Source organism: Paenibacillus sp. FSL H7-0331 (genome assembly GCF_001956045.1).
In genome coordinates, this window is the sequence record NZ_MRTH01000028.1 from 50,435 (window position 1) to 76,256 (window position 25,822).

The following is a 25,822-nucleotide window of genomic DNA, read 5'->3' on the forward strand; positions in this document are numbered from 1 at the left end:
GCATCAGGGTCTTTTCACTGCATTGCCAGCTCCGGCAGCACCAGCAGGCGCGCTTAGACCCCCGATATATTGATCGTAGGCCTGATACATTTTGGCAGCGATAGGTGCGGCTCCGTACTTTCCAAACCGCCCCTCGGGCACGACTACGGCTATCGCTAGAACAGGATCATTAATAGGGGCAAAAGAGATGAATACCGCGTTATCTACACGTCCGCCAGGAACGTCCTGTGTGGAGGTTCCGGTTTTGCGAGCTACAGGAAAGGGCAGCTCTTCAATGCCTTCCGCTCCACTTCGCATTCCATTAATGACCGTATCCCAATAGTTCTTTGGATAATTAACCTCGTTAAGGACTACAGGCTCATAACCACGAACAAGATCACCGCTCGATTTGGTCACTTTTTCCACGAATTGCGGCATCATGCGTTTACCTCGGCTGGCCAGAGTTGCGGCAAACTGTGTAAGCTGCAGTGTTGTGTACTTTTCGTTTTGTCCCCAGGAGGCGTAGACCATAGCAGACTGATAGCTGCTGGATTTGGCATTTTTATAAAACTCATTGGAGCCCTCGTACTCGTTGGGCAGCTTGCTGCCTGTTTTGACACCCAACCCAAATTCGGCAAAATACTTAGCCCATACGTCGAGTACCTCTGATTTCTCTCCGCCGTATTTGTTATAGAGCGGCATCCCGATCATGGCTGACATGAACGTATTGGACGATACTTGAATGGCCGTTGTAGGGTTCAACAATCCATAGGCGTGTCCGTCCGAGTTGCTGATGGTTCGTTTATCCTTACCGAACGTAAACGAGCCGCCATCGCTGTAAGTAGAAGAAGGTGTAATCACATTCTCCATCAAGCCGATCATTACCGACAACGGTTTAACCGTAGAGCCCATGTAGACCAAGGAAGACGGATGCTTGCTGCGCTCTTTTTCCGGATAATCGGGGTAAGAGGTCGTGATCGTACCATTATTGATAAAAGGCATAATCTGGTTGTATTCTTCCGTACTCATGCCGCCTGTCCACGTGTTTGTATCATAGTCCGGCATGCTGGCCATCGCTACGATCTTACCGGTTTTGACCTCCATAGCTACTGCATAGCCTGAGCGGGCATTGGGCGCGTAGGCGATATCGCCTGCCAAACGGCGGTTACGAAGGAAGTTCAGATGATCCGTAATTGCTTGCTGAGCGACCAGCTGTACATTTTTATCGATTGTCAGATGCAGGTTGTGGCCTTTTTCCGGTGGTGTGAGTGTGGCAGGACCAATAATTTTTTGGAGGGCATTGACCGGATACGACTTGACTCCTTTTTGCCCGCGAAGCTCATCCTGATACATCAGCTCCAGCCCATCAAATCCGACATCCTCCACCTCCAGATACTCGTCTCCCTTGTTCTTGTAGAAATCAAGCCCTGAAACAGGGTTTCTTGCGGCATTATACCTTTTCATATAGCCGACGAGCTGGGCTGAGATGCTTTGCTTATCGTACACGCGGATACTATCCTCGAACACTTCAATGCCGCGGAGCTGATCGCGATGCTCCAATAAATAGGCAATTTCCGTATTGGTCAGGTCGGTTTTGATTCTTCGGGGAACGTAATAATAGCTGGGTTCCTTCGTCTTGTTCTTGTCCAGGTCGAATCCGACATCCATCAGCTTGAGGATATCACTGGCGCTAAGACGCTTTTGCTCCGGTTTACCGAAGCGGGCAAAGATATCTTCAAGCTCCTTGGCAAGGCGGATAATGTCATCCTTATCGGTTGCTCGGCCTTCTACGCGGTAATATACGGATTGCATCGATCGCGATTGTGCGATTGGATAACCCGTGCGGTCGTAGATGGTACCGCGGATGGGGGCGATGGGGCTCTTGCTTTTGGTAATCTCGGATGTTTCTTCCTTCAGGTACTTGCTCTCCACAAACTGTAAAATGGCCAACCGGACAATCAGTACAGTGAAAATCAAAAAGGTAGCAAAAAAGAATATATTCAGCCGTATCGAAAAATGTTTCTGTATTCTTCCCTTTTTCTGGTCCGGCGGTTCCTCCGTATATCGCGAAAATTGGTTAGCCATCCGTTCACTCTCCAAGCCCTGTATTCAGTTCATTACATTCGTATTCGTTGGTAAGGCAGCCCACAGCACAATCACCCAGAGAAGAATGCCACTTAGCAGTCCCAGCATGAGATAAACGATAGCCTTGCGCCATTGATTGCCCTTGTGCTGATGGCTTTCTGTGTTTCGCATCCATGACTCTCCTTTTACCTTTATTTTACCACGGGAATGATCAATAAGGCGAAAGATTAATTATAAAAAAACAGTAATTTTCAAAGAGTGGGTACTCGTCTGAAACTAATCCATGTACCGCAGCGTCTAACTGAATGGAAAATAATTATAGATTCAGGAGGAAACTGCGATGTGGAGATTTTTATTAACGGCAGCGCTATTCATCGTGTTGCTTGGCCAGCTGCCGCAGCAGCTTCAGGCACAGTCTGGGCAAGTGCAAGTTAAAATCCCCGAGTTTCCCATTACGTTGGATGGGGTGCAGATCGATCAGGAGCATAGCGCCTACCCGCTGATTACCTATAAGGACATTACTTACTTTCCGCTTACCTGGAACGCTGCGCGCGCATTAGGGCTTGCTTACACTTGGAATCAGCAAAGTGGACTTACGATCGTTCCCGGTTACGAGCAGGGGCTGCCAGGCAAAGACAAATGGAGTCAGGATGATTCCGTCACGAATCGTCTGGGTGCCAGCTACAATGCTACGATCGCATCCTTTGCCGTTACGGTATATGAACAGCCGGTTGATCAAGCATCAGAGCCGTATCCACTGCTGCAATTCCGCGACATTACGTATTTTCCGATGAGTTGGCGTTACGCTCACGATCTATTTCATATGAATCTGCAGTGGGAGAACATAGCTGGACTGACGATCACAACAGATCAGAACCGCCTGTTAGACCGTATCGAATATGATGATGAAAATTATGTGTACATCCGGAATCATATGTACAAAAACAACGAAAACGGCTATTTAAAAATCGCTAAATCTCTTCAGGAGCCACCGCAGTGGATCAGAGGAGCAACGGTGGGGGAGCTGTTTGAACATGCATCGCAATGGATGTGGACCTACAAGGATGAGGTGGCTTTGGAACGAAAACAGGATGAGCTCTACTACAATAACCTGCAGCTGACCTCATTGACGAAGTACCTGAGTGAAAGTCAGACGCTATTCGCGCAGTATCCTGATGCTGTGAATAACGGGGTGACTTATCGTGCTTTGACACATCGTTTAAGCGAGAAGCAAACCCTGCTGAAGCTTTCTGTTATCGTCGATGTACCGGTGAAAGGACGCTTTCAAGGGCCCAAAGAATACCAGCTCAGTTATCTGATTCGGGGGGGAGCAGTTACCGAGCTGCCTTTTTCAATAATCCGTGAGTCCTGGAGTAACGCGGATGGAAGTCACTGGGTAGTGGGCGATAACTGGAAGCTGCTGCTCGTTAGTTCTCAAGGTGAAATTTCAACTGTGAACGATCTGTTTCAGGGATCGGAGGTAGAGATTCCGCACTTTGGTTATCCGAGAACGAGTGAAGGGACGTTGATTATTAAAACCCATTCGCCTTCATACAGCACGTATGCTCTGGATACGAAGTTGAACGTCAAAAAGCTCTATGGCGAATATGGAGCAGATCTTCCCTACGGGGCGTATGTAGAGGGCTATCATTATGATCTATTCCAGGTGGATGGAAATACGATCACGAACAAAACACGCAACGAGAGCCGTACCTTCTGGGATTATGAACTTTTTGGCGCCTCGGAGGTTACGGGTTCAAGTCAAACTAAATAATGAACGTTTCCTTGATCGCCGTACTGACGCTGTTCTTCTCGCGCTGGCACGGCGTTATTTTTTTGACCATAAAATTGGAACAGGGAACCTTTTATCCGATGCTTCGTCCAATTGTGTGAGAGGTGAATAAGGGTGGCATTTGAATATTTGAAATCGCTCTCCAGCGGTATGGACAAAAATGTCATCTTAGAGGATTTGATGGTGGCATATGGAGAGGATGTATGGAATTATGCGTTTTTTCTGACACGGCAATCCGAGCTGTCGGACGATATTACGCAGGATGTGTTCGTACGGGTATATGAACGCTTGTTTTCTTATAGGGGAGAGGCCTCCGTGAAAACCTGGCTGCTCACGATTACAAGAAATTTGGTTAGGGACCATTGGCGTTCGGCTTGGTTTCGCAAGGTTATGCCATTTGGAACACCACTGGCCAAAGGGGAGAGTGCCCCCTCAGCGGAAACAGAGGCACTGAACCGACTCGTCAGCGAGGAAGTGTGGCTGGTTGTGCTATCTCTCCCGATCAAGCTGCGTGAGGTACTGCTGCTGCATGCCCACCATCAATTGACGCATACCGAGATAGCTCGGTTGTTGTCCATTTCCGAGGGGACGGTAAAGTCCAGGTTGTATCGGGCGCGGTTGAAGGTTGGCAAGCTCATGGAGCCTACATGGAAACAACAGTGATCGGAGAGATATTTGGCCGCGCAGCGGGATTTATTCACCGCACTTCTAAGGGGGAAACAATATGAAGCACAACGAACCGGAATATTGGGAGAAACAGCTGGCAAACTCACCAATCCCCAAAGGTGAAGCGGGCTTTTCCAAGGATTTAATGCAAAAAATTAAGGAGCGTGTTGAAATGCAGGAACGTCCGACAAACAGGCGGTGGCTGAAGCTGGCTCCGCTGCTGGCTATATCTGCGATGCTTGTGATCGGCTTTTTTCAATGGGAACGGTTAGAAAGTATGGTCGGTCCCATGTCCAAGCCTGTTATACCCATGGCCTTGGAACCTATCGATGCAGAAAAGGAATTCACCTTAAAGGTCGCCTATTTCCATGAGAACACCTTCATGATGCACTATGGCAAAGCCTACACCATTCGTTATCCCAATATTGAGGTCAAGGTCATTACGATGGGGGATAACGGTTGGAATAGCTATGACGATAAGGACAAAATCCTTGAGCTGCTGGATAAGGAAAAGCCCGACGTCGTTTACCTGTCCCCGAATATGTACGGTGAGCTGGCCAAGGAAGGCCGTCTATATCCGCTTGATCCTGTAATGAAGCAGGACAGCTACGATCTGAACAGCATGTACAGCGGCGTTACGGAAACACTGCGTACAGCAGCTGACGGCAAGCTGTATGGTCTGTCGCCCGATTACGAGATGAACGCGCTCTACTATAATAAGGATTTATTCGACAAGTACGGTGTGCAGTATCCGAAAAGCGGGATGACTTGGGAAGAGACGATGCAGTTGGCGGCGCGTTTTCCTGTGAACGGTCAAGGAAGCGATCGAGTGTATGGCCTATTGCCCTCCTATTACGGTGATGCCTCACAGTTGGCTGAACAAATTGCCAGAACGATGGGCTTGAGCATGACGAATGCGGATGGGAATCAGGTAACGCTGCGAACAGACGGATGGAAAAAGGCATGGAGTCTCGCTGCTGACGGGTATAGCCAAGGTTATGTTTATCAGCCTGAGCCAAGGGCGAATCCGCAGGGCAATATCTTAATGGAGGATATGTACAAAAGGAATCCTTTTATTACCGGCAAGGCAGCAATGGCGTATTCCGGCTATTCACTCAGTAGAGATTTGGAGACGGCCAAATCACAGTATAAAATGAATTCATTTAATTGGGATATGGTCAGCGAGCCTGTTGATTCATCAAGACCGAATGAATCCGCATCGTTCGCGCTGGGTCCTGTATATGCAGTGAATGCACAATCCGAACATCAGCGTGCGGCCTGGGAAATGATCAAGCTTATCAATAGCACGGAAATTATTAAGAAGTTGAACCGTTCTGCAGGGGGGGGCAGCTTGTCAGTGAGGCTGCAATCCTTAAAGCCTGAGGATGGCCGCAACTATGCGCCGTTCTATAGCATGAAGCCAAGCACGGTGGGAGCCGAATCGGGACTTCATCCTCGTGTGCTGCGCAAGTTCAAGGAAGCCTACAGCCCATTGGCAGTCAAACAGATGAAAGCGGTAGTGGAAGGGCGCTTGAAGCTGGACGACGCTTTGAAGCAGCTGCAGGAGGATTCGCAAAATGCGCTGTTCTCGGCGCTGCTTGACAGTCGGAATTAATACGTGGGGTTACCACTGCACCAGATAGAGGAGGGATTGAGTATGAATATAGCTGTTAATGGAAGGAGCAAATCAGCACGGACTCCGGGATGGTACTGGCTTGCTGTGTCCATCGTAGGCTTTGCGCTTGTATTAAGTGGCTGTGACAAGCATGAGGAAGCGGCCGCATCTCCCAAGGGGGTGCTTCGTATTGCCATAGGCAACGAGAATACTTTTGAATATATGTATGCCGATTATTTTGCTGCCAAGTTCCCTGAATTGGAGGTCCAGATTATACCGACGGAAGGGATTTATGGTCCCGGCAAAAAACCACTGCAGGAGCTGACCAAGCTGATTGATCAGGAAAAGCCTGACCTGTTGTTCACGAGTTCTTTTGATTATGAAAAGCTGGCTTCCCAGGGTAAGCTGTACGACCTGTCCGCACTAATTGAAAAGGACCGTTTTGATCTGGACAATTTACTGCCGGCCGCGGTCGATTATTTACGAATCAAAGGGCAGGGGAGTATATACGGTTTGGCTCCGAAATTTACAAACTCCGTATTGTTTTATAATAAAGAGCTGTTTGATCGTTATCACATCCCTTATCCGACAGACCAAATGACCTGGGCGGATATGTTCCGCTTGGCTCAGCGGTTCCCGGCAGAGGGTGGCAAAGGAGAGCGGGTGTATGGCTTTCATATGGGCTATATGAGCTCTCCACAGGATCTGGCTGATTATATAGGACAAGCTCAGGGACTCGGAATGATAGATGCTGAAGGAAAAAAACTGCTGATGCAGACGGATTCCTGGAAGCGAATCTATCAGCTGGTTATGGATGGCTACCGAAGCGGTGTGCTGCAATGGAATTATATGCCGGGAAAAACCCGTTATGAAAAAGAGGATGTCGAAGCAGAGGATTTATTCAGTATCGGCCGCACAGCGATGACGATTTCCAATGAAGGACAGCTCAATGCTCTAAGGCAGCGGGGAGCCGCTTTCGAGTGGGGGATGGTGGGCACACCATCAGCAGATCCAGGGCATACGCGTAATCCCAATTTTTATTTATCGCCCATCTACAGCATTAATGCTCAGGCTGAGCATATAAAGAGTGCTTGGGAGGTCATTAAATATTTCAATGGTGCTGAGGCTGCAAGGATTGAAGCGAAGACTTCCAACGATTTGCCGGTTCGCAAGGCGTTCGCCCATGAGATGGATGGGCACAGTCTGGAGCCTTTTTACCAAGTGAAATATGAGGAAAACGTGCAGAGCAGCTATAACGAAAACGTTCCGGGTACATTTTTTGAAAAGTATAATTCCATTGCCAAGCAGCAGGTTGACGCCATGCTAACAGGAGAAGTTACCATCGAGCAGGGCCTGCAGCGCATTCAGGAGCAGGGTCAGCAGGCACTGGATGAAGCCTATGCGGCTGAGGTCAAGTAGGAAGACGGATGAAATCAATAAGAATTGTTTCCCTCAGCAGAGCTGGGGGTCTTTTTGATTCGATTCGAATTGTATTTACATAAACCGAATAATGGATTATTATTTTATTATAGTAGAGTGGTAAAGTGATAAAGCGTGATATATGGATAAGGAACCAAGCTTTAATTAGAATTTTTATGGTACGATAGAGCATATGGCATCGCAAATAAGCAAAGCAAGCATATGAATGGGGGCTTTTTCATGATTAAGGCAGTCGTATTTGATTTTGATGGATTGATTATAGATACGGAAACCGTATGGTATGAAGCTTTTAAGGAAGTATTGCAAGCGTACAATGTCGAATATCCTTTAGAGGAGTTTGTGAAGGTTATTGGCACTCATGATGCGCTGCTGAATCAATTTCTTGAGGCTAAGGTGGGTCTTGCCGAAACCGCAGTCGTTCGAAAGCTGGCCAAAGAAAGTTATTTGGTGAAAATACAAACGTCGGAAATCCGTGATGGGGTTAAGGACTATCTGGCTGCAGCCCAGGAGCTTGGTTTGAAAATCGGACTGGCCTCCAGCTCTAATCGGGCATGGGTGGAGGGTTATTTGAAGCAGCTTGGGATCTTTGACTATTTCGAAGTGATAAAAACAGGCGATCAGGTCGAGAAGGTAAAGCCAGATCCTGCTTTATACATAAAAGCGATAGAGGAGCTTGGGGTAGCTGCGGATGAGGCGATCGCTTTTGAGGACTCCTCCAATGGTGCAAAAGCGGCTAAGGCGGCAGGATTACATTGTGTTATTGTACCTAATGAGGTTACAAAATCGATTATTTTTGACCAATATGATTTAAGGATTCATTCCATGAGCGAAATGAGCTTGCAGGATGTCATCGAGTATTTAGAGAAAATTTGTGATTAAGGAGCAGTCTGCCTCAATTGGACTTGTTTTTACATACTAAAATGTCCTAAAATAAATTTATATGCTTAAAGTGAGATTAGTTTAACCAAATCCATATAAAGAAAGGCCAACATAATGAATGAGACGAACGCTTTATACCAAGAGGCGATGGATGTATTGGCTGAAACCAGTCGAACCTTTTTTATACCGATCAGCCGTCTTGTGCCCGGCTTGCAGGAGGCTGTAGCTTCTGCTTATCTGTGCATGCGGGCCATCGATGAGATCGAGGATGACCCCTCTCTGGCGGTTGAGATTAAGGTTAAGCTGTTGAATGAGATCAGTGACATTCTCCATCAGCCAATCTATGAGGAAGCCTTGGCAGCGCTGTTAACCCCTTATAAATCAGTGCTGCCGGAGGTTACGTTGCGGCTGGCGGATTGGGTCCGGTTCTGCCCGTTGTCGGCGAGTGACGTCGTGCGGGAATCAACCTCAACCATGGCCCGAGATATGGCGGGATGGGTTGAAAGGGACTGGCAGGTTCATACGAAAGAGGATTTGGACAGCTATACTTATTGTGTAGCAGGTGCGGTGGGCGTGCTGCTGTCGGAGCTATGGTTATGGCATGACGGTACCGAATCCGATTATACGGAGGCTGTAGCTTTTGGCCGCGGCTTACAGACGGTTAATATTCTTCGTAATCGTAAAGAGGATATGGAACGGGGAGTCGACTATTTTCCCGATCAGTGGGGAACGGAAGAAATGTTCGCCTACACTCGCGGCAATCTGGCGTTAGCTGACCGTTATGTCGCTAATTTAAAGCCTGGCCCAGTGTTTGATTTCTGCAAATTGCCGTTAGCTTTGGCTCATGGCACACTCTCGGCTCTGGAGGCTGGGGAAGAAAAGCTGAATCGCGCTGCCGTTATTGAGATTGTCAAGCAGGCATCCGCAGAATGATAGTATTCCCATCGCAATAATGAAGAGGCTATCCCGAAGTCAATCGACTTGTGGGATAGCCTCTATGTGTTGAACATGTGTACTTAGACGCTTTACTTATAAGCCCATTCGGGTGAGCGCACCCTCAAATGAGGTATCGACCTTATCATCACCGCATAAGAAACGCCAGAACTTGGCGGTTTGGATCTGATTGACACGCGCCTCGTCGCCGCACCAAGGATGGTAGGCCTTCTTGAACACCTCACGAACTTCCTCGCTATTGTAACCGTCGGTATTGAACAGATTGCGCTGCTCTTGACCGGGGCGCAGCCGCAGCTTGAACACATAACGGGTTTCATCCGTATGGTTGGGCTGGGCGCAGTGCCATATGCCGTGATGGAGAAAACCGATTGTACCGGCTTTGGCTACCATTCGTTTTTGTCCGACGATATTTTTGTAGCGGCTGATGCTGCCATTGCTTACCTTACGCAAATGCGAGCCAGGGAGCACTAGGGTTGGCCCCATTTCATCCGGCGCGTCGTGAGAGAAATAGAACGCTTGAATATCATAGCCAAACGGGCGAGTATCGATGACGGAATCGGCATGATAGCCTTGACCTTTAAGGTGTTTGGCGCGAACAATATGCATAAATGAATGGTCATAGATAGGATATTGACCTACAAAGCTTTGAAGTGCGCCTTTTACTTGAGGCAGATTAAAGATATCCTGTATCACTTTGGATTCATTCCAGTAGGTGGAACCGTTACCCTGGAATTCCCGTTGTTCCTTATAAGCGGCTTCATTCAGTTCTTGCGGGACGATTTCGTCCAGCCGGAGAAAACCATTAACGGCAAATTCGGCCATTTGCTTGGCGGTCAGGAGATGTTGCTTTTCTATGCTACTCATCGATCGTCACCTTCTTTTCCAATACGGTTTCATAAGGCAGATGTCCCTGGTCATGCTCAAAGCCTGTGCGGAAGATCGGCATCGTCGGCAGCTGGATGACGTTCCAGCCGTCGCGCATAGCGTCAAGCACGGAACCGTAGATCGGCTCGTTGGAATCGCCCGTGTTCATCTGCAGCTGCCCCTTGGGAATTGTGCTATCGTAGAGCGCCCAGGCTACGGTGCGGCTCTCGAGATCAGGATCACTGGAATGGAGTATCAAAATCTTTTGTCTGGTCAAGCTCATGAATAGTCCTCCTTAGAGTTTGCGAAGCAAACTAGCTTCGAAAGCATTTACTTAGAAGCCCGGTGAATAAGTCCCGCTGCGCGACCAAATATCCTTCCGATCACTGTTGAAATCGTGAAATGGGATGAGATTTAGTGGTTTATTCACGATTTCAAAGGCGAACGCTGACGCTTCTCCAGGACCATTTGGCCGCTGCGCTCATTATTCACCGAACTTCTTGAATTTGCGAAGCAAACTTGCTCACTAAGCGTTGTTGAGTATTGTCTTAATAAAATTCACTGCTGAGTGTTACTCAAGTGGTATTGAAATTTGCTTTAGCACATTCACCTCGTAAGCGGTATCAGGCTTGTGTGTGACCAGCTGATATATGTATTGTAGTATGCAAAAGGCAATCTGAGGATGTATGATAGTAGCATAAGTTTACACAATACTAAGGAGTTATCAGTCTAATGGAGGGCTCATATGGATCAGGACAAGCTGCAGCTGCAATTGATACGCAGTTATTTGGAAAATGCTCAAATCATGATGCAGATGGCTCATTATACGAAGGTTGGGCCAAGCTGGCGGGATTCATACCGAATGACCGACGTGAATCGGCTCTATTATATACGTGAGGGCAGCGGGTGGATTCACATTCGCGGCAAGGATTATTATCCGAAAGCGGGTCAGCTGTATCTGCTTCCGGCCGGGATGAAGTTGGCTTATGCACGGGATGATGCCGACCCGCTGGGCAAATACTGGTGCCATTTCTCGGCTACGGTGGGAGATGTGAATCTGTTTCAAATGCTGGAGCAGCCGCACTGGATTCAGGTTCAGGATGAGGAGCGGCTGGAGCGGCAATTTCAACAATTGGTCGAGCTGCATCGCAGCAATACGTTGACCGCACCACTGAGGATCAAATCCATCCTGCTTGAGATTATTTCCGAATATATCGAGCAGTCTACCGAGCAACCGCATCTGACTGCAACTACCAGCACATCAAAGATTCATAGTGTGCTGTCCTACATCGAAAGCCATTTGTCCGAGCAGATGTCGGTAGATGAGCTGGCCAAGCTGGTGCACTTTCACCCGAATTATTTTATGCATTATTTCAAAACCATGATGGGCCTTTCGCCGATCGTCTATATTAACAAAAAAAGATTGGACAAGGCACGCAGACTGCTCACAACAACCGAGCATACGATTTCTGCGATAGCCGATGAAATCGGAATGGAGCTGTATTATTTTTCGCGTATTTTCAAAAAACAGACAGGCATGTCACCATCTGAGTACCGCAAGGCTTCCGGGAAAGCGCATATTTCCGAAGAGGAGACAGAGCAGGAACCGAACGGACTTTTCCCTCATTAACAAGAGGCTAGGGAGGATTAGTTATTCAGTGCACCTGAAGGAAAGTTTGGCTATTAATGGAATTGGGGATTTAATAATTATTCAAAATTGATTATGATGGGGACAGAGAACAAATATATTCGGATACATAGAAAGGAAAGTGATTGGGATGCTTCGCCGTTTTTTTTCCTATTACCGGCCTTATAAAGGGCTTTTTATTCTCGATTTTGCTTGCGCGGTGTTTGCTGCTTTGCTGGAGCTCGGATTTCCGCTAGCCGTCAATCAGGTGGTAGACAAACTGCTGCCCAGCAAAAACTGGACCTTGATATTATGGGCGTGCGTAGGGCTGCTTGTGATTTATGTATTCAATATGTGCATGCAATTTGTGATCAACTACTGGGGTCACAAGCTTGGAATCAATATTGAAACCGACATGCGGCGCAAGCTGTTTGAGCATGTACAGAAGCTGTCGTTCCGTTTCTTTGATAACAATAAAACAGGCCATCTCGTTTCTCGGATGACCAACGATCTGATGGAAATTGGCGAGGTTGCGCATCATGGGCCTGAGGATTTATTCATTGCTGTGATGACGCTGCTTGGAGCGTTTGCCATCATGCTGTCCATCAACGTGAAGCTGGCTATTCTTACTTTTGCGATGGTGCCTTTCCTGATCTTCTTTTCAATCTATTTCAACAAAAAAATGACTGCTGCGTTCCGGCGCATGTTTGCTGATATTGCTGACTTTAATGCCCGTGTGGAGGATAATGTAGGCGGTATTCGCGTTGTGCAGGCTTTTTCGAATGAAGAGTTTGAAAAATCGCTTTTCGCTGTGAACAATGGTCGTTACCGGCTCACCAAGCTGCTTGCTTACAAGATTATGGCCTGGAATTCGTCGATCAGCTACCTGCTGATGCGCTCGGTTTCACTTATCGTGCTCATTAGCGGAACGTGGTTTGTGCTGAACGAGTCGATGAGCTATGGATCATTTATCGGATTCGTGCTGCTGACTAATGTCTTTTTGCAGCCTATTCAGAAGATCAATACGGTTATTGAGAGCTATCCGAAGGGGATTGCCGGCTTCAAAAGATACACGGAGCTGCTGGAGACAGCCCCGGATATTGACGATGTTCCGGATGCGGTGGAAGTCAGCTCGCTGCGCGGTGATATTCGTTATCGTGGTGTTTCGTTCGGCTATGAGGAGCAGGCCCATGTGCTGCACAACATCGATCTGACGATTCATCAAGGGGAAACGATCGCTTTTGTAGGTCCGTCAGGTGCCGGTAAATCGACGATTTGCAGCCTGCTGCCCAGGTTCTATGAGGTTCAGGAGGGAAGCATCAAAATTGATGGGATCGATATTCGCCAAATGAAGCTGTCCTCGCTGCGCAAGCAGATCGGGATTGTCCAGCAGGACGTATTTTTGTTCACCGGAACCTTACGGGAAAATATCGCCTACGGCAAGCTGAACGCAAGCGAAGAGGAAGTATGGGAAGCGGCCAGACGTGCGCGTCTGGAGGAGTTTATCCGTTCGCAGGAGCTTGGCATGGATACGATTATCGGTGAGCGGGGCGTGAAGCTGTCGGGTGGACAAAAGCAGCGGCTTGCGATTGCCAGAATGTTTTTGAAAAACCCGCCGATCCTGATCCTCGACGAAGCGACCTCGGCGCTGGATACTGAAACCGAAGCTGCCATTCAGCAGTCGCTAACCGAGCTGTCCAAGGGACGTACGACGCTGATTATTGCCCACCGACTGGCTACGATCAAGAATGCTGACCGAATCATTGTTGTTACCGAGGACGGCATATCTGAGCAAGGCCGACACGGTGAGCTGATCGCTGCGGGTGGTGTCTACAGTCGTCTGCATCAGGCGCAATTCGGTTCGTAAAATTAAATGAACAACCATCAAAGATCGTATGATTCAGTCCTTATGGGCCGGATTGTACGATCTTTTTTTTCTGCGACAGCATAATTAACTAACTTATAAGTGAATTCCATTTTTGCTCTAAGTCGTTGAGGTAGCCTGCGCTATTGCGATTAAATTTTTTGCGTAATATAACGCTGGTTAAACGCTGATCCCACAGTGCTTTTCGAGATTTATAGCGAGTAAATGTGAATCGCATCGGTGGGACTAAGGGAAGCTGGAAAGGCCAACTTCAAATCGACCAACTGAAGTCATCAACCCCAAGTACCAAGTAATCCGTGCTTTAAAATTTCCAATGAGAAACGTGGACACCTCATGAGTGTCCACGTTTTTTTGTCGCGAATAATCAATTTTGAACCGGGGTCCCTTTTCATTGGTTTTGAGATTCATAAAGTATGGATTCAGCAATCGGTATGCCGGGACAGCAACCGTCAGTGCTTAGGTAAGAACTTTTATCACTTCAACAACAATCTTAGATTAATAAACTATGCTGCCCGTTAGCTGAGCGAAGGGCTGCCACGCAGCTGCCCTTTCGATGTTGAACTATAGTTCCCCGAGGGAGTTTAATAATCATAATACGGTGTTAACTAAATTTAGTGCATATGCTCAGGGTGACACTCACCTTTATGACAGTACCTGTACTAAAAGTGCGTACTTACATATTTATAGTACGATCTTTATACTCAAAGAATGAAATAAATAATTTCTATACACTTGGAAATATTGAAACTTAAGAAAGAGGGATAATTTTATGTCAAATGTCTGGAAAATTTACTTATTAGCCGCTGTTAGCTTTTTGGTTGGAACATCCGAGTATATCATAGCAGGGATTCTAGACACAGTTGCAAGAGACGTTAATGTCTCCGTCGCTGCTGCTGGTCAGCTCATTACTGTTTTTTCACTCGCCTATGCTTTTGGAACACCTTTCCTTATCGCATTTACAGCACGAATGGAGCAACGCAAGCTTTTAGTTTATTCACTTGGCGTATTTGTGATTGGAAATATTATCGCGGTGGTTTTACCTGGCTTTGGATTTCTTATAGTCTCACGCGTTATTCTTGCACTAAGCATGGGAGTATTCGTAGTAACCTCCTTTACTGTCGCTACCAAGATGACTCCACCTGATAAACAAGGAAGTGCAATTGCAACGCTCCTTATGGGCTTTAGCACCTCGTTGATTATCGGTGTTCCGCTAGGCAGAGTTATTGCTTCCGTTTATGATTGGAGATTAATCTTCGGAGGAATCGGTGCACTTAGTATTCTTGCGATGATCGTTATACTCTTAGTCATCCCACGCTCAAATGGCGATGAATCGGTTCCCTTGCGCAAACAGCTTGCTTTAATTAAGCAACCGAAAATAATGGCAGCCCTAATGATCACTTTCTTATGGATTTCTGGTTATTCTATTGTCTACACCTACATTTCTCCCTTCCTACTGTCGGTTACAGGGATGAACAGTAAAACAGTCATCATTGCTTTATTCGCTTTCGGGATTGCCAGCTTATTCGGCTCAAAGTTTGGCGGCTATAGTACAGATAAATGGGGATTCCCTCGTACTTTATTTGTCAGTATGGTACTGCATGCAGTAGCCTTAGTTCTACTGTCATTATCAGCCCAATGGCCTGCTATCGCTTTCCTTGTGCTCATATTTTGGGCTCTCTCCGCTTGGTCAACAAGTCCAACTCAGCAATATCACTTAATGACGCTTGCTCCGGCGGCTTCAGGCATTATGGTGAGTATGAATACTTCAGTTTTACAGCTTGCTATGGGTGCTGGTGCAGGAATTGGAGGCGTAGTCGTGGAACAAGCTTCCTTAGCTTTGATTAGTTGGATTGGAGCTGCGGTTGTTGCCATCGCTGCAACAACCGTTATGGTATATTTACGAGTAACCCACTCTAAAACTCCACCAGAACTTAGAAAGATATAGAAGAAACTAATATCTAAAAGATTGGTGCTTAACCAACTGCAAAAGTCAACGCGCACAAAATCGCTCAAGCGATCCAGTTGATTAACCAGCAATACGACCGTCCGCTCGTGATCGAGCAGCTTGCAAAGTCCGTAAACATGAGCACGTCGGCGTTTCATAAACATTTCAAGCTCGTCACTACGTTGAGCCCGTTGCAATACCAGAAAACGGTGCGTTTGCAAGTAGCACGGCGCTTAATGTTAAAGGAAACCTTGCCCGCCTCCGATGCGACCTTCCGCGTAGGCTAAAAGAGCCCGTCACAGTTTAGCCGGGAGGCTATGCGAGTTAAGCTATTTGAGGCAATAAATCGTGCTGTTTGGCCTCAAGTTCCTCACGCTTATGAAGATACCAAGCATCCATGTGCTGGCACATCATAATGCCGTAAAGACGGATGTACCACATCTTGGTGGAACGATGGCGACCTGCCTCAAGTTGTAATCGTTCTTCTCTCGCTTGTTACAGCGCTCCACGGTGGTGCGGCGTTTGTAGGTGAGATTCCACTGTTCTGAGCTTCTGGCCACATCGGGAAACAACCGGGGGTTATCCTTGTTGCAGGTATGGAAGGTTCGGCCGTATTTGGCATGGTCGAAGCCGTAGGGAAGGAAAGCCCCTTCTGGCGCAATTGTTTGGGCACTTTAGAAAAGTCAAGTGAATTTTCGTGCTTTAAAGTACGAAATTGTGAATTTTATTTCCCAGTTCATTGAACTGAAAAATAAAAAACTCCTACTGAAAAGTAGGAGGGAAGCAAGTTTAACGGTTCAAGGAAACCCTTGCACCGTCTGCCTCGGCGAATGCCGAGAGGCTATATAAGAAATAAGGAGGACAAATCTTTGAAAACTCTTGTTGTCGTGACACACCCAAGCATAGAAACATCCGTGATTAATAAGCGATGGATAGAAGAACTCAAAAAATATCCTGAAAAGTATACGGTTCACGAATTGCATAAGGCTTACCCTGATGGAAGCATAGACGTGAAAAAAGAACAAAAATTGGTTGAATCACATGGTAATCTTGTTTTGCAGTTCCCTATATATTGGTTTAATTGTCCGCCTCTCCTTAAAAAATGGCTTGACGATGTTTTAACTTATGGGTGGGCTCATGGTTCAAATGGAGGAGATAAATTAAAGAATCGCAAAGCTGCTTTAGCTGTATCTGCCGGAAGTAAAAAAGAAGATTATAGTGAAGATGGAAGATATCACTATGTACTTGATTATTTATTATCTCCTTTTGAAACTACCTTCCTATACTGCAATGCAAATTATCGTTCGTTCTTTGCGTATTATGGTACGGAAAACGAGCCTGGTGAAAATGTGCCTGTTACAGAAAACGAGCCGTCTGTAAGTGAATTGGAAAAAAGCACACTAAATTATTTGAGTTTTCTTGACAATCTGTAATAATTAGCTTTATTAAGACTGCTATAAAAAAGAAGTATTTCCCTGTTCAGGAGATACTTCTTTGTAATATAAACAAAACAACTATGCCTACCGCTGTACAGCTTCCAGAGCTGGCGAACTGTTTTTCTCTCCCCACTCGCACATCATGTTTAACAATGGAATGAGAGAAAGACCTCTTTCAGATAATGAATATTCAACTTTTGGAGGTATTTGGGGAAATTCCTTGCGTATGATAAGCCCATCTGCCTCCAGCTCTTTTAACATGATGCTTTGCGTTTTAAAGGAAATGGTACCGATACATCGCTTCAGCTCATTAAACCGCATTACCTTATTTTCAGACAGCCAATACATAATGATCATTTTATATTTACCGCCTATTAAGGACAACGTGTATCCAAAGCCAGTTTCTTTTAGTTTCACACCAGTTGGAATATAGGTTTCGCGCACAAGTTACACTCTCCTTTTGGTAAGTATATGATATAAATATGCATACTTTATAATACATCATTATGCAATCTTATTGAAAGGATGTAAATCGCTATAAAATTTGATATATCCTAAATTTGAATAAATTTTAGAAAAGGAATGGGACCGGAACGATGGCAGCGCGAACGCGGAGGGCGAGTGTTGGCCAAAATAGGAAACGGTTAGTTGAGTAAAGATAACCTTTTTGTTACTTCTTCAGATATTCGATTCACAATGGAGAATGTATCTAAATAACCCTCTATGACAATGTCTGAACTGGGTTTAACTGTCCTTTCCATTTCCAAATAAGCCGACCTTCCCTTAACCAAATAGTTTTTTAACTATGACAGCATAATTAACTAGATCATAAGTGAATTCCATTTTTGCTCTAAGTCGTTGAGGTAGCCTGCGCTATTGCGATTAAATTTTTTGCGTAATATAACGTTGGTTAAACGCTGATCCCACAATGTTTTTCGAGATTTATAGCGAGTAAAGCAAACTGAGCGCAGTCGTGAAATGACATGTTCTTGGCGCAGTGCATCATTCACTAATACGATCATCTAAACTCGCTGAAAGCAAGATTTGATAACGTTCGTACAAATTTTGAGCATGTCTTTGACTCGTTGGAATGCCTTGTTCGTTCAATGCTTCGGCAACTTCCGCAACCGTTCGATGTTGCTTAAAGCGTAGTTCCCCAACGAGAGCAAGCACGTCATATCCATACGAGGAATGCTTCATGCTAAGCATCTCAGCTTCAGCAGATTTATACGCAACGCCTACGTGTGCGCAGTCTGGATTTTTACAAGCATAAGCCATGCTCCATGCATGGATGATTCCGTCTCTTGTGACAATCTTTTTCTCCCATGCGGTATATACCTTCGACAGAAGACTGGAAATACCTGATAGTTAATCTTGCTGTAGTAGTTTTTTTTGGTTTTCTGTGTTTTTTCGTCAGATCAATTTTTGTCTTACCTATGTAAATGAGCAGCATGGGGGTGAATATTTGTCTCCCTTTAATGGATACATGTAAGTCTGGAGCAGCACTACGGCTGTAATTGGATAACAGGCAATGTCTTACCTTCAACAGTACAAAAAGTGTCTGTTCAGCGCCGTGCTGATCCATGGTAACATGGGGCCAGTCTTCAAAAAGTGTTGAACATGCAAGGTTAAGTGAACGAGAATAGGGTTGAGGGAGGACAAGTCCGTGAAGCTGATTTACAATCATCGTGATGCTGTAATTGAATTTGGTGTGGAGCAGTTGAAAAAAGCTTTTGAGCTTAAAGGTATTTATTATATCGAGCAGTTTGAGGGACATGGAACGGTTGTGCTGCCTGATCAAGGAATCGTAATTCGTAACATGCCGACAGCACGAAATCAGGCTCCGTTGTATGCGAATGAAGCCTTTCGTATTTATAAAAGTGGAAACCGGGTACACATTGAGGGCTCGGATTCCCGAGGTGTCATGTATGGGTGTCTGGAGTGGGCTGAACGCATTGGGTGTGGAGCGGATTTGAAGGAGAACGAGGAGATCTGCCGTGAGCCTGCGCTAGGTGTTCGTGGTATCAAGTACAATCTTCCTTATGTTCCATTCGATGATGGAGATCCTTTTGTACTGAATGCGGCTACTTGTATGGATATCGAGTTCTGGCGCGCGTATATCGATATGCTGGCGCTGAATCGCTACAATTGCCTCAGTCTGTGGTCGGAGCACCCTTACCATCTGATGGTCGTATCGTCCAAGTACAGGGAAGCCAATCCTTACAGCGATGTACAGATCGACCGCAATATCCGTTTTTTCCGAGAGCTGTTTCGTCATGCAGCCAATCGTGGTATTGATATTTATTTGTTTACATGGAATATCAGGCTGACGCCGGAGGTAGCACGCGGATTGGGGCTCCCGGAAAATGTTGGTGATTACGGCGACATGTACGATGAGCTGATTCACCGCGTTGGGCTGCCGCTTAATCGCTTTCGCGGCCAATCCGAGGTAATCCGCGATTATATTCGTGAGATGGTGCTGCAGGTGCTGTTAACCTATCCTGAGCTTAAGGGTTTGGGGACATCGGCAAGCGAATGGATGGATGGCAGCGGGCATGAACGGGAGCAATGGATCGTCGAAACGTATGTGGAAGCCATCAAGCAGTCGGGGCGAACCATCCCGTTCATTCATCGTACCAATATGCAGAGTGCCGGGAAGGAAATCAAGGAGCTGGTACAGCCGTTATTCGATCCGAAGCAGTTCTATATTAGCTGGAAATATTCGAATGCCCATGCTTACTCCCATCCGGAGCCGCAGTTCGAGAAGCTGTGGGACGCTTGGGACGGGATTGATCTGTCATCGACCCAAATTTTATATACGGTACGTAATGATGATGTATTCACCCACCGCTGGGGTGACCCCGATTATGTGAGGGCCTATGTAAAAGGAATGATCAAACCCTACATTAAAGGATTTTATTGGGGCTCAGATGGATATGTGTGGGGACGCGATTTTCAGCATATCGACCATGGACATAAAACGTGGAAGTATGATTTTGAGCGGCACCTGCTGCAGTTCCAGCTATGGGGAAGACTTGCCTATGACCCGGAAACCGACGATTCGACGTGGACGTATTTATTGCAAAAGCAATATGGACCGCAGCATGCTCCCGACTTTTTACAGGGCTTGCGAGTGGCCTCGCGAATTATACCTGCTGTAAATCGCTTGTTCTGGATCGACTACGATTTCCAATGGCATGCAGAGAGCTGCTTGTCCCAGGTGAGCGGCTTCAAAACGATTCTCGATTTTGTCGACGGTGTTCCGATGCCTGGAGTAGGCGTGATGGGTATTGTTGAGTATGCTCAGGCTGAGCAAGATGGACGGTTGGAGGCCTTACAGGCACAATACGGGGAAACACCTGCCGATATTATACGCATTCTTGATGAATCAGCCAAATCTACGGAGCTTGCGGCAGCCCATCTGGAGACAATACTTGGCGAATACCGGGGTAGTCATGCGGAATGCACACTGCTGGATTTACAAGCCTACGCGGCGATGGGACACTATTACCGCTGCAAGTTTGCCGCAGCACTGGAGCTGAATCGGTACAGGCTCAATGGGAAGTCATCCCATCAAGAGCAGGCTGTTGTCCTGCTGGAGGAAGCCTGCGGCCATTGGGAGCGTCTTGGATTTTTCTGGAGCCAGCATAACAAGCCATATTTTATGGCCCGGGTGAAGCGAACCTTCGGTTACCCATATTATGCGGAGGATGTAAGAAGCGATGTGGAGCTGGCGCGGCGGTTTGAGCCGTAATGAGTAATGATACAAGGAGGCCATACCGTGAAACGGTGTGGTCTCAGCTCGTTGTATGCTTCGGCAGGCCCATCAATCAAATGGGCTTTTATTCGTGTTATAATGGAGAAAAACAAGCATAGAAAACAGCGGCTGGTATCGTTTTATCCAACTGGCTTCTGCAACACTTATAACTCATTGTGGATGGAGGGTTAGCTGTGGAATGGAATTATTATAATACGTTTATTACGGTTTCGCCGGACTGTCCCGCAGTGATGGGTATGGTGCCGCCAGATAAGAAATCTGGAAAGACGAAGCCCGGAATTGAATTTGAGTTAGTGTCGCAGGCTCCTTATGTATATACGCAAGAGGAGTTGTTGTACGAAGTACACATTCGGCACAAGGAAATTCCGCAAGAAGTATTATTGGATCATGGAACTCAATACAGAGATGAGTTTTTTCAAAAACCGACGGCCTGTCTAAGGGCATCCATGCTGCCCAAGAAATACGGATGGGGCATTCATTTTAATTCGGAAGGAAAAATGGCTCTCGTCCCTATGGAATCTGCTGAGTATCAGCATTTTATCGATGGCGATCATGCCGAGATCAAGCTGGTCGCCGCTATGCGCAATAGCAAGGGAAAGTAGAATATCCTCAGTCGAGGCCCCCCTCTAAACCAAGAAGGAGGGGGGAGGTAAGATAATTTATTTACTTTCACAAAGCAAATAAATACCATCGGACTCGTCCGGTAACAGGCCAAGCTTAATAGCTATACGGGTGGTTATGAACAAAGGTAGTTATGTAGCAGGCAATTGTTTGTCAAAGAAGGAGCGCCAGTTTCTGTGCAGTAAGCCTTCCACAAAATCATTCGAATAGTGGTTGGCAAGAAGCTCTGCGAGCGCGTTGTATCTACCCATATGCTCAAGTCCGTTCGTAAACTGGGCTGTACCATCAAAATCGGATCCGAAGCCGATATGCTTACTGCCTCCCAGCGAGGCTATATAATCAATATGCCGCAGCAGGTCGGTCATAACAGCTGGCTTCTCCGAATTGACCAAAGGGGGAATAAAGGTGAGGCCAATACGCCCGTCTTTTTGCAGGATCGCCTGGATTTGATCTTTGGTCAAATTGCGTTCGTTGGGAGAGACGACGTAGGCGTTGGAATGTGAGGCGATAAATGGTCGCTCGGACATTTCTGTGAGCTCCCAGAACCCCTTCTCCGTCAGGTGGGACACATCCAGAATCATGCCGAGCTCATCGCATTGCTTCACGAATTGCTTGCCCTTTAACGTAAAGCCTCCTTGTCTCGGTTCCTTCACCCCATCGGCTGCCCAATTCGCATAGTTCCATGTGATCCCGATAGAGCGGACGCCCAAATGAAAGAGCGTCCTGAGATAAAGCTCTCGTCCCATTAACGCTTCAACGCCTTCGAGTGTCAGCATGGCTCCGATTCTACCCTCTGCCTCAGCCTGCCGTAAATCGGCTGCGGATCGGATCTGCATCATCTTTGGGTGAGATACAATTTTGGAAGCAAACAAATCAATAGCTTTCAGGATGTGATCGAATTGCGGATTGACGATCTGTACGGACATATAGACGGCAAACAGCTGCAAGACAGAGCCCGCTTCAATCAAACGCTCAAGCGTAACATTCAGGCGATCCGCATCATGAAAGTCGATCTCCGGGTGAAGCATCATCTTGTTCAGCACATCGCAGTGCGCATCGATAACTTTCATTATCTCGCCTCCCGTGCGAATTGATTATTTGGACGAGACAACCCGAGATGATCACGAAGCATGGTCCCTTCATATTCCGTCCTGAACAGTCCACGTCTTTGCAATTCCGGTACGACGAGATCGACAAACTCATCCAGACCATCCGGCAAGTACGGAGACATAATATTAAAGCCGTCCGCGCCTTGCTTAACGAACCATTCCTCCAGATGATCGGCGACCTGTGCCGGAGTTCCGACGACTGTATGATGACCACGTGATCCAGCTACCCTCATGTACAGCTCACGAATGGTCAGCCCTTCCTTGCGGGCGATATCGATAAGCAAATGATTCCGGCTTTTGTCTCCATTGCTTTCAGGCAGGTCAGGCAACGGTTCGTCCAGAGGATATCCGGAAATATCGTGTCCGAGCTTACGTGAGAGAACGTCAATTCCGACTGCGGGGTGTATCAGCTCTTGCAGTTGCTCCAGCTTATCCTTGGCTTCCTGCTCGGTGGCTCCAATCACAGGAAACACACCAGGCATAATGAGCAGCTCATCCGTTGATCGTCCGAATGCGGCAACCTTAGCTTTGAGTCCGGCGTAAAAAGCTTGTGCTCTTTCTAGTGTAGGCTGTGCGGTGAAAACGAGTTCGGCCGTTTGAGCTGCTAGATTCTGGCCTTCTTCCGATGAGCCGGCTTGAATAATGACAGGGTAGCCCTGAGGGGAGCGCGAGATGTTAAGGGGGCCGCGCACATTGAAGTGCTCCCCGCGGTGATGGAGGACATGCATTTTGCTGCTGTCCGCGAAATGTCCTGACTCCTTATCGAATAGGAAAGCATCGTCTTCCCAGGAGTCCCATAATCCGGTCACGACCTTCAAAAATTCCTTGGCGCGCTCATAACGGAGGGAATGCTCCAAATGGTATTCTTTACTGAAATTCAACGCTTCGTCAGCTAGTGCCGATGTCACCACGTTCCAGCCGGTGCGTCCTCCGCTAATATGGTCTAGTGATGAGAACATGCGCGCGACATGGAAAGGCTCGTTATAAGTGGTTGTGGCTGTGGCTGCCAGACCGATGTGGCTCGTAACCGCTGCCAGGGAAGCAAGCAAAGTAAGCGGCTCCAGACGAATGGTCACATTGTGATCGAAGAAGGAGTTGTAGTTAGGAACACCAAGCGTATCGGCAAAAAAAACGAGGTCCAGCTTGCCCCGTTCTGCTGTACGAGCCATCTCCTGATAGTACTTAACGTCTACAACCCTGCTGGCCCCGGCATTGGGATGTCTCCAAGCCGCGACGTGATGTCCGGTTTCCATTAGTATTGCACCAAGCTTCATTTGCTTATTTTCATTGCTCATAGCTGAGTTCCCCTTTCTATTGGCCCCTGATTTAATCCTCGAATGATTTGTTGACTTGCTTGCGATACGTATGTGGAGTCATCCCCATCTTGCTTTTGAACGATTTGACGAAATAAGCACTACTGTTGAAACCGGTCTGCTGTCCAACCTGAGCGATCGTTAAATCGGTGGTTGATAGGAGCAGCCGGGACTCGCGTAAGCGGTGAGCCAGTACGTATTGGCTCAATGTACAGCCCGTTTCCTTACTAAACAAATGGGATGCATAGTAGGGGGATAAGTGCAGGCTCTCCGCCAAACGATCCAGCGAAAACTCTTCCTGAAAATGCTCTTCGATCCATGCCATCATCTGCTCGACATGTCGGCTGTTGGTTCGGAGCGAACCGTCAGACGCATGCTTCTGTCCAGCTTCGGCGAGCTTGCGGAATTCCCGCAGCAGGGTGAAGAGAAAGAGTACAACCTCTTCGGTTTGCTGCAAGCCGGGACAGGAATTAAGACTTTTATGGAAATCCTGAAGCAGCTGACTGAGCAGCATTTGATCCTCGGGATTAAGCTGAAAAACCTGCTGGTCCAATCTTGCCTTCCAAATTTTATGAAAAAAAGCGTGCAGAGCGGGAAAAGCTGCTGCATAGCGTTCAAACAAAAAAGGATCAAACACAAACACGGTCCGAATATAAGGCGATTCCCGGGAAATATTCATTTTGAATTTGTGCAGCTGGTAAGGCTGGCACATCAGTAAGGTACCGGCCGATACCGAATGCAGCTTCTGATCAAATATAAGATGACCATTGCCTTCATGCACGTATAGAAATTCGATGCCTTGGTGGGAATGAATCTGCTCCCAATCTCCTTCTTGAGTGATCCGACGATAATGGAAAATGTAGTTGTTTTCCTGAAACTTCGGCTTAGGTTCCACCATTTGACTCATGTATCCACCTCTTTCTTTCCACAAGGCTGGTAGGCAGCTTCCATCAGATTAGCCCTTAATAGCACCGATCAAAGCGCCTTTGATGAAATACTTTTGCAGAAATGGGTAAATTAACAGGATCGGTAAGGTTGCGACCATGATGGAAGCATATTTGATCGTTTCTCCGATCTGTAATAATTCGTTAACAGCGCCGCTGGATATCGTATCCGTCGAATCGGCAATCAGCAGCTCACGCAGCACAAGCTGGAGAGGATACAGCCCGCGATCCTTCAAAAAAATCGAAGCATAAAACCAGGCATTCCAGCGGTCTACGGCAGAGTATAAAGTAACTACCGCAATGACAGGCATGGAGAGAGGAATAATGATTCGCAGCAGGATCGTCAAGTGGTGGGCACCGTCCATTTTGGCGGATTCCTCCAACGTTTCGGGCAGAGCTTGAAAGGCAGTTCGCATAATGATCAAATGAAAGGTATTCATGGCAAAAGGCAGGACCACAGCCCACAACGAATTGATGAGACCGGTTTGCTTCACGATCAGGTAGAGCGGAATCAAGCCACCGTTAAAGAACATGGTGAAGATAATAAAAAATATAAAAAACTTGTTCCACAGCACGTTTCTTCTCGACATCACAAATGCTGCTGAGGTTGTCAGTGCCACATTCAATACAACACCGGCGCCGACGACAAACAACGTGTTGATGTAACCTTTAAACAAGGCTTGATTGGCAAGAACCTTCTCATAGCCGCCGAGGTTAAAGCCAAGAGGCTTCCAGAGCAGGCCCTGATGAGCGATCAACTGGCTGCCATCGCTTACGGATGCGAAAGCGACATACAACAGGGGGTACAAAGTCAGAACAGCCAGAATAGAAAGTAATATTGTAACGATGCAGCTAAAGAGTTTATCTGAGAGACGCGAAGTGTTCATAGG

The 25,822-nt window shown here is 47.0% G+C and carries 23 protein-coding genes; 13 read left to right on the plus strand and 10 right to left on the minus strand.

Translation table 11 applies throughout. The features are described from left to right. Nucleotides 1-3: 3 nt before the first annotated feature. Together BK127_RS29695 and BK127_RS43985 are read right to left on the minus strand one after the other, a co-directional pair. Nucleotides 4-2,064, minus strand: a complete 2,061-nt coding sequence (locus tag BK127_RS29695) for a peptidoglycan D,D-transpeptidase FtsI family protein (protein ID WP_076235733.1) — start codon at nt 2,062-2,064, stop codon at nt 4-6. 24 nt (nt 2,065-2,088) lie between these two features. Next, nucleotides 2,089-2,235, minus strand: a complete 147-nt coding sequence (locus BK127_RS43985; RefSeq protein ID WP_179097652.1) for a hypothetical protein — start codon at nt 2,233-2,235, stop codon at nt 2,089-2,091. Between the two features lie 169 nt (nt 2,236-2,404). On the opposite strand from BK127_RS43985, the gene BK127_RS29700 reads away from it, so the two are divergent. From BK127_RS29700 to BK127_RS29725, 6 genes are all read left to right on the plus strand, one after another. After that, nucleotides 2,405-3,838, plus strand: a complete 1,434-nt coding sequence (locus tag BK127_RS29700) for a hypothetical protein (protein WP_076235734.1) — start codon at nt 2,405-2,407, stop codon at nt 3,836-3,838. Between the two features lie 132 nt (nt 3,839-3,970). After that, nucleotides 3,971-4,519, plus strand: a complete 549-nt coding sequence (locus tag BK127_RS29705) for an RNA polymerase sigma factor (RefSeq protein ID WP_083689701.1) — start codon at nt 3,971-3,973, stop codon at nt 4,517-4,519. A gap of 61 nt (nt 4,520-4,580) precedes the next feature. Beyond that, nucleotides 4,581-6,137 (plus strand): ABC transporter substrate-binding protein, encoded by a 1,557-nt coding sequence (locus tag BK127_RS29710; RefSeq protein WP_076235735.1) that lies wholly within the window; start codon nt 4,581-4,583, stop codon nt 6,135-6,137. 42 nt (nt 6,138-6,179) lie between these two features. After that, nucleotides 6,180-7,556 carry an ABC transporter substrate-binding protein gene (locus BK127_RS29715; RefSeq protein ID WP_076235736.1) on the plus strand — a complete coding sequence of 459 codons (1,377 nt, stop codon included), beginning with the start codon at nt 6,180-6,182 and terminating at the stop codon, nt 7,554-7,556. A gap of 240 nt (nt 7,557-7,796) precedes the next feature. Beyond that, nucleotides 7,797-8,456 (plus strand): HAD family hydrolase, encoded by a 660-nt coding sequence (locus BK127_RS29720; protein WP_076235737.1) that lies wholly within the window; start codon nt 7,797-7,799, stop codon nt 8,454-8,456. A 114-nt stretch (nt 8,457-8,570) separates the two neighbouring features. Next, complete coding sequence (locus BK127_RS29725; protein ID WP_076235738.1) at nt 8,571-9,389, plus strand: squalene/phytoene synthase family protein; 819 nt, start codon at nt 8,571-8,573, stop codon at nt 9,387-9,389. 96 nt (nt 9,390-9,485) lie between these two features. On the opposite strand, the gene BK127_RS29730 is transcribed toward BK127_RS29725, so the two are convergent. Further along, entirely contained in the window at nt 9,486-10,274 is a 789-nt protein-coding gene (locus tag BK127_RS29730) for a phytanoyl-CoA dioxygenase family protein (protein ID WP_076235739.1), read from the minus strand. Beyond that, complete coding sequence (locus BK127_RS29735; RefSeq protein WP_076235740.1) at nt 10,267-10,557, minus strand: hypothetical protein; 291 nt, start codon at nt 10,555-10,557, stop codon at nt 10,267-10,269. The genes BK127_RS29730 and BK127_RS29735 overlap by 8 nt, the downstream gene beginning before the upstream one ends. A gap of 462 nt (nt 10,558-11,019) precedes the next feature. Between BK127_RS29735 and BK127_RS29740 the strand changes: the two genes are divergently transcribed. The 5 genes from BK127_RS29740 to BK127_RS29760 all read left to right on the plus strand — a co-directional run bounded on the left by BK127_RS29740 (nt 11,020) and on the right by BK127_RS29760 (nt 17,164). Beyond that, nucleotides 11,020-11,904, plus strand: a complete 885-nt coding sequence (locus BK127_RS29740) for a helix-turn-helix domain-containing protein (RefSeq protein WP_076235741.1) — start codon at nt 11,020-11,022, stop codon at nt 11,902-11,904. Between the two features lie 148 nt (nt 11,905-12,052). After that, nucleotides 12,053-13,768 (plus strand): ABC transporter ATP-binding protein, encoded by a 1,716-nt coding sequence (locus BK127_RS29745; RefSeq protein WP_076235742.1) that lies wholly within the window; start codon nt 12,053-12,055, stop codon nt 13,766-13,768. 787 nt (nt 13,769-14,555) lie between these two features. Further along, the gene (locus BK127_RS29750) at nt 14,556-15,731 is read left to right on the plus strand and encodes an MFS transporter (RefSeq protein WP_076235743.1); all 1,176 of its coding nucleotides are present in this window, start codon (nt 14,556-14,558) and stop codon (nt 15,729-15,731) included. A gap of 77 nt (nt 15,732-15,808) precedes the next feature. After that, complete coding sequence (locus BK127_RS42640; RefSeq protein ID WP_256711505.1) at nt 15,809-16,018, plus strand: helix-turn-helix domain-containing protein; 210 nt, start codon at nt 15,809-15,811, stop codon at nt 16,016-16,018. A gap of 582 nt (nt 16,019-16,600) precedes the next feature. After that, nucleotides 16,601-17,164 (plus strand): NAD(P)H-dependent oxidoreductase, encoded by a 564-nt coding sequence (locus BK127_RS29760; protein ID WP_076235744.1) that lies wholly within the window; start codon nt 16,601-16,603, stop codon nt 17,162-17,164. Between the two features lie 87 nt (nt 17,165-17,251). Here BK127_RS29760 and BK127_RS29765 read toward each other — a convergent pair whose 3' ends face one another. Both BK127_RS29765 and BK127_RS43990 read right to left on the minus strand, forming a co-directional pair. Then, nucleotides 17,252-17,611, minus strand: a complete 360-nt coding sequence (locus BK127_RS29765; RefSeq protein ID WP_076235745.1) for a winged helix-turn-helix transcriptional regulator — start codon at nt 17,609-17,611, stop codon at nt 17,252-17,254. Between the two features lie 558 nt (nt 17,612-18,169). Next, nucleotides 18,170-18,445, minus strand: coding sequence for a hypothetical protein (locus BK127_RS43990; RefSeq protein WP_076235746.1), 276 nt, complete (start codon nt 18,443-18,445; stop codon nt 18,170-18,172). 388 nt (nt 18,446-18,833) lie between these two features. Between BK127_RS43990 and BK127_RS29775 the strand changes: the two genes are divergently transcribed. Together BK127_RS29775 and BK127_RS29780 are read left to right on the plus strand one after the other, a co-directional pair. Beyond that, on the plus strand, nt 18,834-20,921 hold the full coding sequence (locus BK127_RS29775; protein ID WP_076235747.1) for a hypothetical protein: 2,088 nt from the start codon (nt 18,834-18,836) through the stop codon (nt 20,919-20,921). Nucleotides 20,922-21,118: 197 nt separating this feature from the next. Beyond that, a complete protein-coding gene (locus tag BK127_RS29780; RefSeq protein WP_076235748.1) occupies nt 21,119-21,547 on the plus strand; it encodes a DUF6157 family protein in 429 nt (142 codons plus the stop codon). Between the two features lie 150 nt (nt 21,548-21,697). On the opposite strand, the gene BK127_RS29785 is transcribed toward BK127_RS29780, so the two are convergent. The 4 genes from BK127_RS29785 to BK127_RS29800 are packed head-to-tail and all read right to left on the minus strand — an operon-like array spanning nt 21,698 to nt 25,819. Further along, a complete protein-coding gene (locus BK127_RS29785; RefSeq protein WP_076235749.1) occupies nt 21,698-22,636 on the minus strand; it encodes a dipeptidase in 939 nt (312 codons plus the stop codon). Further along, the gene (locus BK127_RS29790) at nt 22,636-23,970 is read right to left on the minus strand and encodes an LLM class flavin-dependent oxidoreductase (RefSeq protein ID WP_076235750.1); all 1,335 of its coding nucleotides are present in this window, start codon (nt 23,968-23,970) and stop codon (nt 22,636-22,638) included. The genes BK127_RS29785 and BK127_RS29790 overlap by 1 nt, the downstream gene beginning before the upstream one ends. A 31-nt stretch (nt 23,971-24,001) precedes the next feature. After that, nucleotides 24,002-24,895, minus strand: a complete 894-nt coding sequence (locus BK127_RS29795) for an AraC family transcriptional regulator (protein WP_076235751.1) — start codon at nt 24,893-24,895, stop codon at nt 24,002-24,004. 48 nt (nt 24,896-24,943) lie between these two features. Continuing rightward, nucleotides 24,944-25,819, minus strand: a complete 876-nt coding sequence (locus BK127_RS29800) for a carbohydrate ABC transporter permease (protein WP_076235779.1) — start codon at nt 25,817-25,819, stop codon at nt 24,944-24,946. Nucleotides 25,820-25,822: the final 3 nt, after the last annotated feature.